12 protein-coding genes are annotated in these 14,159 nt (G+C 39.8%); 9 read left to right on the top strand and 3 right to left on the bottom strand.

Features of this window, described 5'->3' with window-relative positions; all coding sequences use genetic code 11:
- Positions 1-8 precede the first annotated feature (8 nt).
- On the bottom strand, positions 9-788 hold the full coding sequence (locus G4Z05_RS00875) for an amino acid ABC transporter substrate-binding protein (protein WP_163250017.1): 780 nt from the start codon (positions 786-788) through the stop codon (positions 9-11).
- Between the two features lie 285 nt (positions 789-1,073).
- On the opposite strand from G4Z05_RS00875, the gene G4Z05_RS00870 reads away from it, so the two are divergent.
- Entirely contained in the window at positions 1,074-1,454 is a 381-nt protein-coding gene (locus G4Z05_RS00870; RefSeq protein WP_163250016.1) for an ArsR/SmtB family transcription factor, read from the top strand.
- A 64-nt stretch (positions 1,455-1,518) separates the two neighbouring features.
- Here the strand turns inward: G4Z05_RS00870 and G4Z05_RS00865 are convergent, their stop codons facing one another.
- Together G4Z05_RS00865 and G4Z05_RS00860 are read right to left on the bottom strand one after the other, a co-directional pair.
- Positions 1,519-2,436, bottom strand: a complete 918-nt coding sequence (locus tag G4Z05_RS00865; protein WP_163250015.1) for a pseudouridine-5'-phosphate glycosidase — start codon at positions 2,434-2,436, stop codon at positions 1,519-1,521.
- Positions 2,433-3,542 carry a carbohydrate kinase gene (locus G4Z05_RS00860; protein WP_240465281.1) on the bottom strand — a complete coding sequence of 370 codons (1,110 nt, stop codon included), beginning with the start codon at positions 3,540-3,542 and terminating at the stop codon, positions 2,433-2,435. Before G4Z05_RS00860 ends, G4Z05_RS00865 begins: the two co-directional genes overlap by 4 nt.
- 326 nt (positions 3,543-3,868) lie before the next feature.
- On the opposite strand from G4Z05_RS00860, the gene G4Z05_RS00855 reads away from it, so the two are divergent.
- From G4Z05_RS00855 to G4Z05_RS00820, 8 genes are all read left to right on the top strand, one after another.
- On the top strand, positions 3,869-4,810 hold the full coding sequence (locus G4Z05_RS00855; protein ID WP_163250014.1) for a cation diffusion facilitator family transporter: 942 nt from the start codon (positions 3,869-3,871) through the stop codon (positions 4,808-4,810).
- Between the two features lie 258 nt (positions 4,811-5,068).
- Complete coding sequence (locus tag G4Z05_RS00850) at positions 5,069-5,923, top strand: MurR/RpiR family transcriptional regulator (protein WP_163250013.1); 855 nt, start codon at positions 5,069-5,071, stop codon at positions 5,921-5,923.
- Between the two features lie 116 nt (positions 5,924-6,039).
- The gene (locus tag G4Z05_RS00845) at positions 6,040-7,332 is read left to right on the top strand and encodes an ABC transporter substrate-binding protein (protein WP_038537350.1); all 1,293 of its coding nucleotides are present in this window, start codon (positions 6,040-6,042) and stop codon (positions 7,330-7,332) included.
- A gap of 77 nt (positions 7,333-7,409) precedes the next feature.
- A complete protein-coding gene (locus G4Z05_RS00840; protein ID WP_163250122.1) occupies positions 7,410-8,351 on the top strand; it encodes a carbohydrate ABC transporter permease in 942 nt (313 codons plus the stop codon).
- A gap of 14 nt (positions 8,352-8,365) precedes the next feature.
- Positions 8,366-9,190 (top strand): carbohydrate ABC transporter permease, encoded by an 825-nt coding sequence (locus G4Z05_RS00835; protein WP_163250011.1) that lies wholly within the window; start codon positions 8,366-8,368, stop codon positions 9,188-9,190.
- 39 nt (positions 9,191-9,229) lie between these two features.
- On the top strand, positions 9,230-10,159 hold the full coding sequence (murQ, locus tag G4Z05_RS00830; protein WP_163250009.1) for an N-acetylmuramic acid 6-phosphate etherase: 930 nt from the start codon (positions 9,230-9,232) through the stop codon (positions 10,157-10,159).
- Between the two features lie 201 nt (positions 10,160-10,360).
- Entirely contained in the window at positions 10,361-12,043 is a 1,683-nt protein-coding gene (locus tag G4Z05_RS00825) for a serine hydrolase domain-containing protein (protein ID WP_163250007.1), read from the top strand.
- Between the two features lie 26 nt (positions 12,044-12,069).
- Positions 12,070-14,139 (top strand): glycoside hydrolase family 3 protein, encoded by a 2,070-nt coding sequence (locus G4Z05_RS00820; RefSeq protein ID WP_163250005.1) that lies wholly within the window; start codon positions 12,070-12,072, stop codon positions 14,137-14,139.
- The last annotated feature ends 20 nt before the right edge of the window (positions 14,140-14,159 follow it).

Here is a 14,159-nt window from a genome sequence, read left to right as displayed (position 1 = left end):
GAACTATATTAATTTAATACTTTGTCCTTACCAAACCATTTTTTCGAAATTTTAGCGGCAGTGCCGTCTTCATTTAGCTCATCTAGTGCTTTTTGAAGCTTATTCAACAATTCCTCATTCCCTTTCTTCACCCCAATTCCATATTCTTCAGGGGAGAGGGATTCATCGAGTACTTTAAACGTTTCTTTTTCTTTTGTCATATAGTAATTGGCCACTACCTCGTCGATGATAACCGCATCCAACCGGCCGCTCTTTAAGTCAGTCAATGCTTGGATATTATCAGCAAATTCGGTAACGGTTTTGATTTTTTCTTTAATTGGTGATTCGTCTAAAGCATCGGCTGCAGAAGAAAGGGACTGAAGCCCAACTACTTTCCCTTTCAGATCATCTAGTTTTTTGATATTGGAATCGTTGAGTGTCACGATCACTTGGGCATTTTTTAAATAAGGCTTAGTGAAAAGCACTTTCTTTTTCCGTTCATCCGTAATCGTGTAACCATTCCAAATAAGATCAATTCGGCCACTAGAAAGCTCAGCTTCTTTTGTTTTCCAGTCAATCGGTTGGAATTTCACTTTCTTACCCATTTTTTCAGCGGCCGCTTTGGCATAATCAATGTCAAAGCCAACAATTTGATTGTTTTCGTCTCTAAATCCCATTGGTGCAAATTTATCATCAATACCTATAATTAAAGTGTTATCCTCTTTATCATTCGTTTTTTCTGAGGAGCACCCTGTTAATAGAGTGAAAAATGCAGTTATTATAAAAATCATTCCTATTAAACGTTTCATATTAATGAGCTCCCTTTATTTCATTATTACTTTATCACTTTATCAAACTAAAATGTATTTCTATTATAAGACGATAACTTTTCTTCTGGCAATAGCTTAATAAATATTCATAATAGTAAAATAAATAGGTGGGTTTTTGATTTAGATTTGCTATTTAAAGAAAACTAGTAAAGCTGAATTTTATCCGGTACATACATGTTTGTCTTTTCCTTATTCATTGACATTCAAACATATGTTTGAATATGATAGAAAGTAAACAAATCGTTGAATGGAGAAGGTGCAGGTATGAAAAATCATGATATATGTGAGGTAACCTGTGTTGATCGTGAAAAAACCGTCCGCGTTAAGCAGGAAATTGCCCAAAACAGCCAAATTCTTGAAGTGACCAAGCTATTTAAAGCGTTATCTGATGTCACAAGAATGAAAATTGCCTATGCCCTCACACTGGAAGAGGAGCTTTGTGTGTGTGATGTGGCTCAAATCGTTGGAGCTACGACGGCGACTGCCTCTCATCATCTCCGCCATTTAAAGAATCTTGGTCTTGCCAAATATCGAAAAGAAGGGAAGCTTGTTTATTATTCCCTAGATGATGATCATGTAAAACAATTGATTCATCTTGCTTTTGAACATTCAGAGGAGATTTCTAGCCGTGGGGGAAGCGCTTAAAATTTCACTTATATTATGAAAAGAAAAGAGATCAATCTCAAAATATAGATTGATCTCTTTTGATTTAAGCTTTCATTGAGTGAAATTTGACAGCGAGTTGGGCACCAAGAACGGCGTTGTTTTTTACTAAGGCAATGTTTGCTTCTAAGCTTTTGCCTTCTGTTAATTCTTTTACTTTTGCAAGTAAGAAAGGTGTTACATCTTTACCGGTCATATGGCGTTCTTCCGCTTCTTTTAAGGCTGATTCAATGATCTTGTTAATAAATTTTTCTTCCATGGCATGTTCTTTTGGAATAGGGTTTGCAATGACAACACCGCCATTGAGTCCTAAATCCCATTTTACTTTTAAAGTGGAGGCAATTTCATCCACATGATTCGCCCGCAAATGGAGTGGAAATTCACTTGTTCGTGTGAAGAAGGCTGGAAGAACGTCGGTTTGATAGCCAATTACCGGTACACCTTTTGTTTCAAGATATTCCATCGTTAATCCTAAATCCAAAATGGATTTGGCCCCTGCACAAATGACAGCGACATTTGTTTGAGCTAATTCCTCCAAGTCTGCGGAAATATCCATCGTTGTTTCTGCACCACGGTGAACTCCGCCAATCCCTCCGGTGACGAAGATAGAAATCCCTGCTAATTCAGCGCAAATCATTGTTGCAGCTACGGTGGTGGCGCCGAGTTTTTTCGTCGCAAGTAAGTAAGCTAAGTCACGTCTGGAAGCCTTTGCTACCTCTTTGCTTTTCCCGAACATCTCCAGCTCGTCATCAGATAAACCGATTTTTATTTTACCATCCATGATGGCAATGGTTGCCGGAACCGCTCCATGGTCACGGATGATTTGTTCCACTTCTCGAGCCGTTTGAACATTTTGCGGATAAGGCATTCCGTGCGAGATAATGGTAGATTCTAGGGCAACAATAGGTTTACCTTGTTTTTTGGTAGCGCTTACTTCTTCTGAAAAAAATAAATACTGTTTCATGACAGTTCCTCCAAATCTTTTTGTAGTTGTGTAGCAGATAAATCTTGCCTAACGGTATAAGGGGATTGGAGTGTTTTTGATGCATTGATGCTTCCAGCTTTAGCAATATCTATAAAGGATTTTCCTTCTAGCCAAGAGTAAATTACTGCTGCAGAGAACGCATCTCCAGCTCCTGTCACATCCACGATGTGGCTTGTTTCCACAGCAGGAACATAGAATATTCCTTCCTCTTTATTCCCAATCATAGAACCCTTTTTTCCATTAGTAATAATGACATTGGCTACACCAATGGATAGCCAATTTTCTACCGCTTGTTTCCAATCTTCCTCGTTTTTGATTTCGGATTGAAAGTACGTCTCCGTTTCATCCCGATTGGTAATCAACCAAGTCACCCCATGCAAATCACATGGCAGCCTTCTCATCTTTGGGGAGGATACAGGGACAATCACTAGGGGTAAATGATGATTTTTGGAAAAATGGCATAAAAATTGAATAGTATCTTTTGGACAGTTTAAATCCGCCACAATACATTTGGAGCGACTTAAAATGGCTTCATATTTCAATAGTAAATCAGGTGTAATGGCATCATAGATATCCATATCTGCTAACGCGATGACGAGTTCTCCGTTTTCATCTAAAACGGCTGTGTAAGAACCGGTTGATTTTTCAGGGAATTGGTTAACCGTTTCCAAATTCATATAAAGAGCAGACGCCTCTTCAATGATGGACCATTCTTTATCAGCTCCACATGCCGTGAGGAGGGATACGGGCAACCCGAGCCGTCCTAGATTTTCAGCGATATTTCGTGCCACTCCGCCGGCAGTTTGTGTGACATAACTCGGATTAGAAGTCCCTAGTTGGACTTTGTCTTTGATGTGGAATTTTCGATCCACATTTGCTCCGCCGATACAAATAACTGGTTGGGTTTCATTTAATATATAGGCCCTACCTAAAATGTGTCCTTTTTTCATTAACCCCGAAATCAGATTAGCAATGGTGGGCCGGGATAACCCCAACTTTTGCGCTAACTCCTGTTGAGAAATATAGGGGTTTTTTCGTATGAATTCGAGTATCCATTGTTCATTCTCTGTCAATTGATTACGCAAAAAATTTCCCCCCCTTTCAAAACATCTACCTTTAATAAACTTTTGTTTATAAAACAAACTTTTGATTATATTTTAACATTAGAAATTTTCAGGTCAATAATTTTATATAAAAAATTCAAATAAATAAAAATAAACTTAAATAAAGGGTGGCTCTTTATTGACAATCAAACATCTATTTGAATATCATATAATCAAATGAAGATTTGAATGAAGCAATAGATCTTTTATAAAATTGGTTGTATTCGAAGAAACTAGTTTTAATGGAATTTTTTCGGTTTACATCTATTAAAAAGAGAGAAAGAAAAAGGTTTTATAGGGGGGATTACATGGGGCACCATCATCATCATGGTCATTCACATGGGCATCATCACGGCCACTCACATGGGCATGCTCATACGAGTAATAAAAAAGCTTTATTGAGTTCCTTCATCTTAATTGCGTCATTTATGGTGGTCGAAGTGATCGGAGGATTGTTAACCAATAGCTTGGCACTATTATCAGATGCAGGTCATATGCTAAGTGACGCGGCTGCTTTAGGATTGAGTTTTTTCGCGATTAAGCTTGGTGAAAAACAAGTTTCTCAGGAAAAAACATATGGCTATAAACGGTTTGAAATTATTGCTGCCGCTTTAAATGGGTTAACTCTGATACTCATTTCCATTTATATATTGTACGAAGCTATAGTACGATTTTTCCATCCTCCGGAAATTCAAAGTATGGGGATGTTAATGATTTCTGTGACAGGTTTATTGGTGAACATCGTGGCAGCCTGGATTCTGATGAGTGGGGATAAGGATGAGAACCTAAATGTCAGAAGTGCTTTCTTACATGTGCTTGGTGATATGCTTGGTTCTTTTGGAGCGATTATTGCTTCTTTATTCATTATGTTTTTTGACTGGGGAATCGCTGACCCGATAGCTAGTATCATTGTTGCCGTATTAATTTTAATTAGTGGATACCGAGTGACAAAGGATTCTTTTCATGTGTTGATGGAGGGGGCGCCGACGCAGATTGATATGAATCAAGTGAAGGCTGCGCTTGGCCGTATACCATTCGTGAAGGAAGTACATGACTTGCACATCTGGACAATTACTTCCGGTTATCCAGTTTTAAGTTGCCATATCACGATTGCTGATGAAGCACAACATGATGAAATTTTAGCTCAATCGCAAAAAATTCTTCACGATGAATTTCACATAGAACATAGCACTATCCAGGTGGAGAAAGAAACAAGGGGCTGTCCGAGTCCGCACGGAACGTGTAATTAATGGAAAGGAAGAACAGAGACTATACTTCTATTGGTTTTATTGGTTTATCGGCGAAACGGCCTAACATGACACTCATTCACCGATACAAGATACATGTTTACAGACTATAAATAAGCTTATCCAACGAGGATAAGCTTATTTTTGTTGATAGAAAGAAGATTTTGTCGAAACATTTGTAATAATGTTTCAGAAAATTGTTGATATTATGAAACATTATTTAATATAATCGGATTAGGACTTAGTATAGGGTGAAGTTTGATGAAAAGTGCGGAAATACTATTTATCCAAGAAAGCATGCATATGTTTAAGCCTTCCGAACGAAAGGCGGCTGAATTCATCCTTGAAAATCCACAAGAAGCTGTGAATATGTCTGTTCAGAAATTGGCAGAAAAAGCGAAAGTTAGCGAAGCCACCATTGTTCGTTTATCAAAGGTATTAAAATGTAAAGGTTTCCAAGAATTGAAGCTAAAAATTGCTTATGAATTGGCGAAATCTGAAAGTGAATATAGTCTGTATGAAGATATTCCTAAAGATGATTCCATTCAGGCGTTTATTCAATCTGTGTCGCAAAATAATATACAATCCATCCAAAATACGACTCTCGTACTATCAGCAGACGAATTAGAAAAGGCGGTTTCTCTTATCTCGAATGCTAGAAAAGTAGCTGTCTTTGGAATCGGTGCTTCTGCCATTGTTGCGATGGACTTCAAACAAAAACTAACCCGGATCAGCCATTGGTGTGAAGCCGCATTGGATGGGGATACCCAAGTTACAGTTGCGGCGAATCTGACTGGACAGGATGTGGCTTTTGGCATTTCCTATAGCGGTCAGACAAAAGATATTATTGAATCATTAGCCGTTGCTAAGTCAAATGGTGCCCAAATTATCTCTTTGACCAAATCAGGGGATAACCCTGTTTCCTCATTAGCAGATGTTAAATTATTTACCACTTCTTTAGAGCGAAATGTTCGAAGCGGGGCCACGAGTTCACGTATTGCGCAACTCAATGTCATTGATATTTTGTTTCTCGGCGTCACAAAATCCAATCAGGATACCCATGTAGAAGCTTTGGAACGAACCCGCAAAGCAGTAAATGTTTTTAAGAAAAAATAAATAATGATAGCTGCACCTTCTGAAATATCACCATCTGAACACTCCATCTGGTTACAAACCTCGTTCACACGAGGATTTTAAAAAATATATTTCAATGAAGGAGGAACCAAAAATTCATGAACAAGATGGGGAAAGCTTGGTTATTTGGGGTATTTGCATTCATCTTGATGTTTGCCACAGCATGTTCAAGTGAAAAAGAAACTTCGAAAAAATCAAATGCCTCTAAAGAAGATGAAAAAGCAGATGCAGTCACACTGACCATTGGTAGTTGGAGAACAGAGGATACTGCCAAATACGAGAAAGTGATTGAAGCCTTCAACAAAAAACATCCTGATATTAAAGTCGAATTTAAACCTTCCAAAAACACAGAATACAACACCATTCTGAATACGGCACTTCAAAGCGGTGAAGGCCCGGACATTATCCATCTTAGACCATATGCACCTGGAATTGCCCTTGCGGATGCTGGGTATCTGGAACCACTTGACGGTTTGACTGGATTGGATGCATTCCCGGAGACAGCCCTTCAGGCATCAAAAGGTTCCGATGGTAAGCAATATGGCGTCCCTCTCAACATGAGTACCACCCAAATCTTTTATAACAAAAAAATCTTTAAAGAGCATAATTTAAAAGAACCGAAAACATGGGATGAGTTTATCAAGCTAAATGAAACATTGAAATCCAAAAACATCATTCCAATCGCCCTTGGCGCGAAGGAAGGTTGGCTATTGTCAGCGGCTCATGGAATTATCGGTCCTGCCCATTACGGCGGTAATGAATTTGTTGAAAAAATAACGAAGGGTGAAACGAACTTTGAATCAACTGAATTTGTCAATTCCATTAAAGCGATGGATCAGTTGAAGAAATACTTCCCTGATAACTATGAAGGTCTTGGTATGGAGGATATCCGTACACTATTTGCAACCGGTCAAGCCGCTATGTTCCCTATGGGAAGCTGGGAAATTGAGGTCGTGCGCAGCCTAAATCCTGATATCGAAATAGGATTTTTCCCAATGCCATCTGCGATTGGAAAAGAACCAACGATTACAGCTTGGGTAGATGGCTCCTTCGCCTTGAATGCAAAATCTAAGCATAAAGAAGAAGCAAAATTGTTCTTAGAGTTTTTAGCAACGAAAGAGTTTGCCGAGTTGTTCACAAACGAATTTAAAATGATCAGTGCAATGCCTGGAGTGAAGGCTAAGGATGAATTAGTAACGTCTTTAGGTGAAGCAGTTGAGAAAATGTCTACCCCTTATATGATGGTTGTATACTTTGCAGGCGGTAACCCTACTTCCAAAACGACCTTGGAAAACGAGCTTCAAGGAATGTATTTAGGTAAACAAACCCCAGAAGGCGTAGCAAAAAGTGTACAGGAAAATGCAGAAACTTGGTTTAAACCATTTCAATAATGAAAAATAGGAGAACCATGGTTGAAATGGTCCTTCAGAAAGCGAATAAAAAGTAGGTGGCGGAGAATATGCAAACGATGATCCAAACGGAGACTGTGAAGCAGAAAAAGCGGAAAAAACAGAAGAGATGGGGTATTCATCTCTTCCCTATTCCCGCCCTTTTTATTTATGGCCTGTTCATTGTTTATCCATTGGTAGCAGCCATTACTTACAGTTTTTACGACTGGAAGGGAATTCAAAAACAAGCATTTGTCGGGCTGGAAAATTATAAAAATCTCTTTACCCTTGAGCCGTTTAGCGGCATGTTCTGGAATGCTTTTGGCCATAACGTCCTATATTTTGTTGTTCAAATGGTTGTCCAGAATGGCTTGGCTTTTTTCCTTGCTTTTATTATCTTTCAAAAAATCCGTGGCGCAGAATTATTGAAAATGGCTTATTTTCTGCCAAGACTTTTGTCAGTCATCGTCGTCGGATTTTTGTGGAAGCTGATATTAAATCCAAATTTTGGGGCCTTAAATGTCATTCTTAGTAAATTAGGATTGGAATCATGGAAGAAAGCATGGCTAGGTGATCCAGACACGGCCTTAATGACGATTATTCTCGTAAACTGTTGGTTTGGATTGGGGTTTGCCATATTAATCTTTTTGGCTGGTTTCCAGTCGATTCCGAAAGAGTTAATCGAAGCTGCAAGATTAGATGGAGCAAAAGGCTTGACCATGTTAAGGAGAATCATGATGCCGCTCATGATGCCATCCATCATGATTATGACGGTGCTGACGTTTATCCAATCATTTGAAGCCTTTGAACTAGTTTATGCTATGCAAGGGTCCCAGGGAGAACCCTATCGTTCAACCGATACGTTAGCTGTGTATTTCTATCGTTTAGCCTTTGGCGGGGCGACGGGGGATTCTACAGCAATTGGACTCGGATCGGCGCTAGCAGTTGTACTATTTCTCTTTATCTGTGTATTTACCGCGCTCTTTTTAAATTATATGAAGAAAAAAGAAGTTGAAATGTAGGGAGGGTACTAATCATGAAACAATCGATATGGATGAAGTCATTCTATTATATCGTTGCCTTTTTATTTGCTTCTATTAGTCTTTATCCGATCATCCTGATGATCGTATCCTCCTTTAAACCAACAATAGAAATTTTTACAAACCCACTATCATTGCCGAAAAGCTTTCATTTTCAAACGTACGAGAAACTGCTAGATCAAGTTCCATTTATGACGTATTTTTACAATAGTGTGTTTGTCAGTGTTGTTTCCGTCCTACTTATATTGATTACTACTTCTCTAGCAGCTTTTTATATCGCTAGGTATACCTATTGGTGGAATAACATCCTCTTTTTCGTTTTCTTAATGGGGATGATGATTCCGATTAAATTAGGCATTGTGCCATTGTTTATATTAATGAAGGGTCTTGGTTTAACAAACTCTTTATGGTCACTTATTTTGATGTACACTGCCCAAGGAATACCACTATCCATCTTAATTTTGACTGGATTTTTCCGAACGATGCCAATGGAGTTAGAGGAAGCCGCCCGAATGGACGGGGCTAGCGATCTTAGAATTTTATGGAATGTCGTTTTGCCATTAATGCGGCCAGCGCTTGGTACGGTTATGATTATTAATTTTATTCAGTCATGGAATGACTTTTTCTTCCCGTTAATTTTTATCACGAATGAGATGAAAAAGACGATTCCTGTCGGCATGCTAAGCTTGTTTGGTGAATATTCAGCTGACTGGGGTGCGCTATTTGCCGGATTGACATTATCATCTTTGCCAATGCTCATTCTATTCTTTATAGCATCGAAACAGTTTATGGAAGGTTTGACTGCTGGTGCAGTTAAATAAAGATTTATACCTTGGCATTGTTAAATGGAGGCATAGATTATGGATGTAACTCGCCCAGGACTTTTGACTGAAATGCGAAATAAGAATTCAGAAAATTTGCACCGATTTACGACTATGGAAATTATTCAGTTGATGAATCAGGAGGACCAAAAGGTTGCCTTTGCGGTAGAAAAAGCCTTGCCACAAATCAAAGATGCCATAGATGCGGTGGTCACATCGCTCAAGCAAGGGGGGAGGATCTTTTATATCGGAGCGGGAACAAGTGGCCGACTTGGCGTATTGGATGCTTCTGAATGTCCGCCAACCTTTGGCGTAACCAATGATCTAGTAAATGGTATTATTGCTGGCGGAGAAAAGGCGATTCGCTATGCTGTTGAAGACGCGGAAGATGATCGTGAGGCAGGAAGAGAGGTAGTCAATCAACAGCTTGGGCCAAAGGATGTGTTAATTGGCATCGCCTCAAGTGGTAGAACACCTTACGTTTTGGGAGCTGTGGAAAGAGCAAATGAACGAAATATTCTCACGATCGGAATCGCGTGCAATTATGGTTCAGAATTAGCCAAGATGGCTAAATATCCAATTGAAATTCCTGTAGGGCCTGAAGTTATTACCGGATCTACCCGCTTAAAAGCGGGAACAGCACAAAAAATGGTATTAAATATGATTTCGACAGCTTCGATGATTAAAATGGGCAAGGTATATAAAAATTTAATGGTAAATGTTCAAGCCACGAACGAAAAGCTGAGGAAACGGTCAATCTCCATCATTCAAGACATCACCGGCTTGGATGAATCGGCGGCCAAAGAAGCAAATGAGAAGGCGAATGGGGATACGAGAGCTGCGATTTTAATGGTTTTATTTCAAATTGATTTTGATACGGCGATTACCGTTCTCAAACAGCATCATGGTCATTTTCCGAATGCAATGGAACAGCTTCAAAGGCAAAAAGCTGCAAAGGATCTCACCTGATGGCAGGTGGGAACCTTCCGCTTGCTCTTATTATTATGGATCCAATTGAAATTTATTGATTCTTTATACCTATTTTCCGGAGGTGTTGTAGGTCTAAAGTGGTATAGATAACTATACCTATTATCTTATACTTTCTTAAAAAATAGTAAATAATATTTCTTAGCTTTGTCCAGATCGGAAAGCTAGAGTTAAGGAGGAGCTATGAGGAAAAAATCCATTGTCCTTGCTTCAGTCTGTACTGCATTATTATGTACCTCCCATGTTTCTGCTAACAGTGAATCTAAGATTATTCCTACCATTGAAAAGAAAGAAATGAAACCATTCCAATCAGAAAAACCTCACCCTGTTTTTACATGGAATTCTGAATTCATCCCTGTCACCAGTGTGCTTCACCCTAGTTCGCCTAAAGGGGCAGGAATGGTTGCTACACCACTACAACAAATCGACTCCATGATTCAAGAAAACATTGAAAATAAACTATTTCCGGGTGCTGTTGCCTTTGTCGCAAGAGGAGGAAAAATCGTTAAACACTCTGCTTATGGTCATTCAGTTATTTATGCAGACGGTCAGTTTACGAAATTAGACCAACCTTTATTGATGAAGAAGGATACCATTTTTGATCTTGCCTCCATCAGTAAAATTTTCACTTCTGTAGCCGTGATGCAGCTTTATGAGAAAGGTTTGTTTCAGCTGGATGACCCGGTTGCCAAATATATTCCGGAATTTGCCGTTAATGGGAAAGAGACAGTGACGATTCGCCAACTACTGACTCATACCTCTGGATTTACGTCTTGGATACCGCTCTATACGATGGGGAATTCCCGTGATGAACGACTGCAGCTTGTTTTTCAACAGCCATTGAAAAGTAAGCCGGGTACAGCCTATGAATATAGTGATCTCAACATGATTACTTTAGGGGCATTCATTGAGCGACTATCCGGTAAGCGTCTGGATGAATTTGTGAAGGAACATATTACAAAGCCATTAGGGATGAAGGACACCATGTACAACCCGCCAGCTTCTTTGAAAAAACGTATTGCAGCGACAGAATATCAGTCTGTTCCGAACAGGGGATTAGTTTGGGGGGAAGTACATGATGAAAATGCTTGGTCTCTTGATGGAGTTGCCGGGCATGCCGGAGTGTTTTCAACTGCAGAGGACCTTGCAAAACTAGCGCATATTTTTATCAATAATGGAAAATATGGTGGAAAACGTATCCTAAAACCCGAAACGGTAAAACTTTTGCTGGAAAATCAAAATGTAGCATTTCCAGGCAATGACCATGGTCTTGGTTGGGAACTAGGCCAAGGCTGGTACATGGATGCCTTATCTGAAGGAACTGAATCTTTTGGTCATACAGGCTATACTGGTACATCGATTGTCGTCAGTCCCCATAACAAAACGGTTGCCATTCTTCTCACCAATCGTGTTCATCCAAGCAGGAATATGGGATCCATTAATGCTCCAAGAAGATGGTTTGCAAGGCAGGTGGCAGATAGCATTCCGGTATCCATTCCAGGTAAAAGTTCGGCATGGTTTGCCGGATATGGGGATCTTGTGAATCGTGTGATGGAAACGGATCTCCATTTAACAAAAGATATGAAGCTTACCTTTGCTACATGGTATCGTATGGAAAATCAAGCCGATTATGGACGGGTGGAAATGTGGATAGATGACAAATGGCAAATGGTCACAGAACTTTCCGGCACAAGCAATGGCTGGGAAATCTTAACGTTCGATGTATCGCGTAAAGCTAAGAAGCTCCGTTTTGTTTATCATACGGATTCCACTGTGAATGGTCGCGGCTGGTATGTTTTGAATCCGAAGCTCGATTCCGTGGAATTAAAATTTGATAAAAATGAATGGCAGTTACGTAATTACTAATTATTTGATAAAAGAGGAGGAAACTGATGAGGAAATTTTTAAAAGCTTTCATGATTTCGTGCTTGGCCATTGGGATCTTATTGACTGGTATTCCCGTATCCGACTCCGTTGCGGCATCCAGTATTAAGGATTTAGTCATTGACCTAAATGTGCCTCAAGTAAAACGGGAGGTGAAAGACGACAAAATTTTATTAAATCCACTTCATATATTTGGGGATGGTCATTTTAAGCTAGCTGCAGACGTCACTTGGAAGTCTTCCAATAAAAATGTAGCTTCTGTAAAAGATGGCGAAGTTACGTTGACCGGTCATAATGGGAAAACGTTTATTTCCGTCAGCGATGGTCATTTCACTGACCGAATAGCCATTGAAGTGAAGGGAAACCAAGATAAAATCCTCGTCATAAAAGAAAAAGGTTCTCGATATAACGTCATTGGAAACGCAATGAAGCACATGACACTAGAAGAAAAAGTCGGGCAAATGTTGATGCCGGATTTTCGTACATGGGAAGGAAAGAACGTTACGGAAATGAATGATGAGATCGCCAAGCTTGTAAAAGATTATCATCTTGGCGGGGTTATCTTGTTCCGCGAAAATGTAGTGACAACCGAACAAACAACAAAGTTAGTGGATGCTTATCAACAAGTAGCACAAAAATATGGTTTGCTTATTACGATTGACCAAGAAGGCGGTATTATTACTCGTCTCCAATCAGGGACTGATTTTTCCGGGAATATGGCGCTTGGAGCAACAAGATCGGAAGAGACAGCTGAAAAAGTCGGAAGAGCCATTGGTGAGGAACTGCACTCGTTAGGCATTAATATGAATCTGGCGCCGGTGCTTGATGTCAATAATAACCCGGATAATCCAGTGATTGGAGTGCGTTCCTTTGGGGAAAATCCAGAGCTTGTAGGAAAAATGGGCAACGCTTATATTAAAGGGCTCCAGGAAAGCGGCACAGCGGCAACGGCCAAGCATTTTCCAGGGCATGGAGATACAGCGGTAGACTCCCATTTAGGATTACCAGAAGTGCCTCATGATAAGGAGCGTTTGAAACAAGTTGAATTATATCCTTTCCAGCAGGCGATGGATGCAGGGATTGATGCGATTATGACGGCTCATGTCACTTTCCCGAAAATTGATCCGACAAAAGCCGTTTCTCAAAAAGATGGAACGGAAATTGCGATTCCAGCGACCCTTTCCCACAAGGTATTAACTGGACTGATGCGTGAGGAAATGGGATATGAAGGAGTAATTATAACCGATGCAATGAACATGAATGCGATTGCTGACCATTTCGGTCCGGTTGATGCCGCCATCCGTAGTGTGAAAGCAGGAGCGGATATTGTGTTAATGCCTGTCGGACTAGAAGTAGTAGCTAATGGGCTTTATAACGCAGTGAAATCCGGTGAAATTTCTGAGAAAAGAATTGAACAGTCTGTCGAGCGGATTTTCACCTTAAAATTAAATCGGGGAATTGTTAAAAGAGAGGTTGAAGAAAGCATTGATCAAAAGATTTCCCATGCTCTTCAAGTAGTCGGCTCACCTGAGCATAAGGCGATTGAAAAAGAGGCCGCAGAAAAATCAATTACACTGGTAAAAAATAACGGAGTTCTCCCAATGAAGGCAGTACCAGAAGACAAAATTGCTGTTGTAGGGTATTCCGGCTACTATGTGAATTTACTTTTGGATGAAGTGAAAAAGCATCATACAAATGTTACCTATATTAATACACAAACAAAGCTGACCAATGCTCAACTCGAACAAGTGAAGGATGCGAAATATATCATTGTCGGAACTTATACTTCTAGTGTGAGTGGAAGGGAGCCAAGTGCTAGCCAAATGGTCATGACCAATCAGCTCATTAATGAAACCGATGCCAAGGTTATTGCTTTAGGAATCCGTAATCCATACGATGTCATGTCCTACCCGAATGTAGATGCTTATCTTGTCCAATATGGTTATCGCCCAGCCAGCTTTGCGGCGTCAGTAAACACCCTTTTTGGTGAAAATCCCCCAACAGGAAAGCTGCCAGTAACGATTTATAATCATGATGGAAGTGTTATGTACGGTTTTGGCCATGGATTAGGGTATTAAAAACTCTTTGAAAAATAGGG

The sequence above is a fragment of the Neobacillus thermocopriae genome (assembly GCF_010975035.1).
GTDB lineage: Bacteria > Bacillota > Bacilli > Bacillales > Cytobacillaceae > Neobacillus > Neobacillus thermocopriae.
Note: the sequence above shows the minus strand (reverse complement) of the source record. Positions and strands in the feature narration are given on the sequence as shown.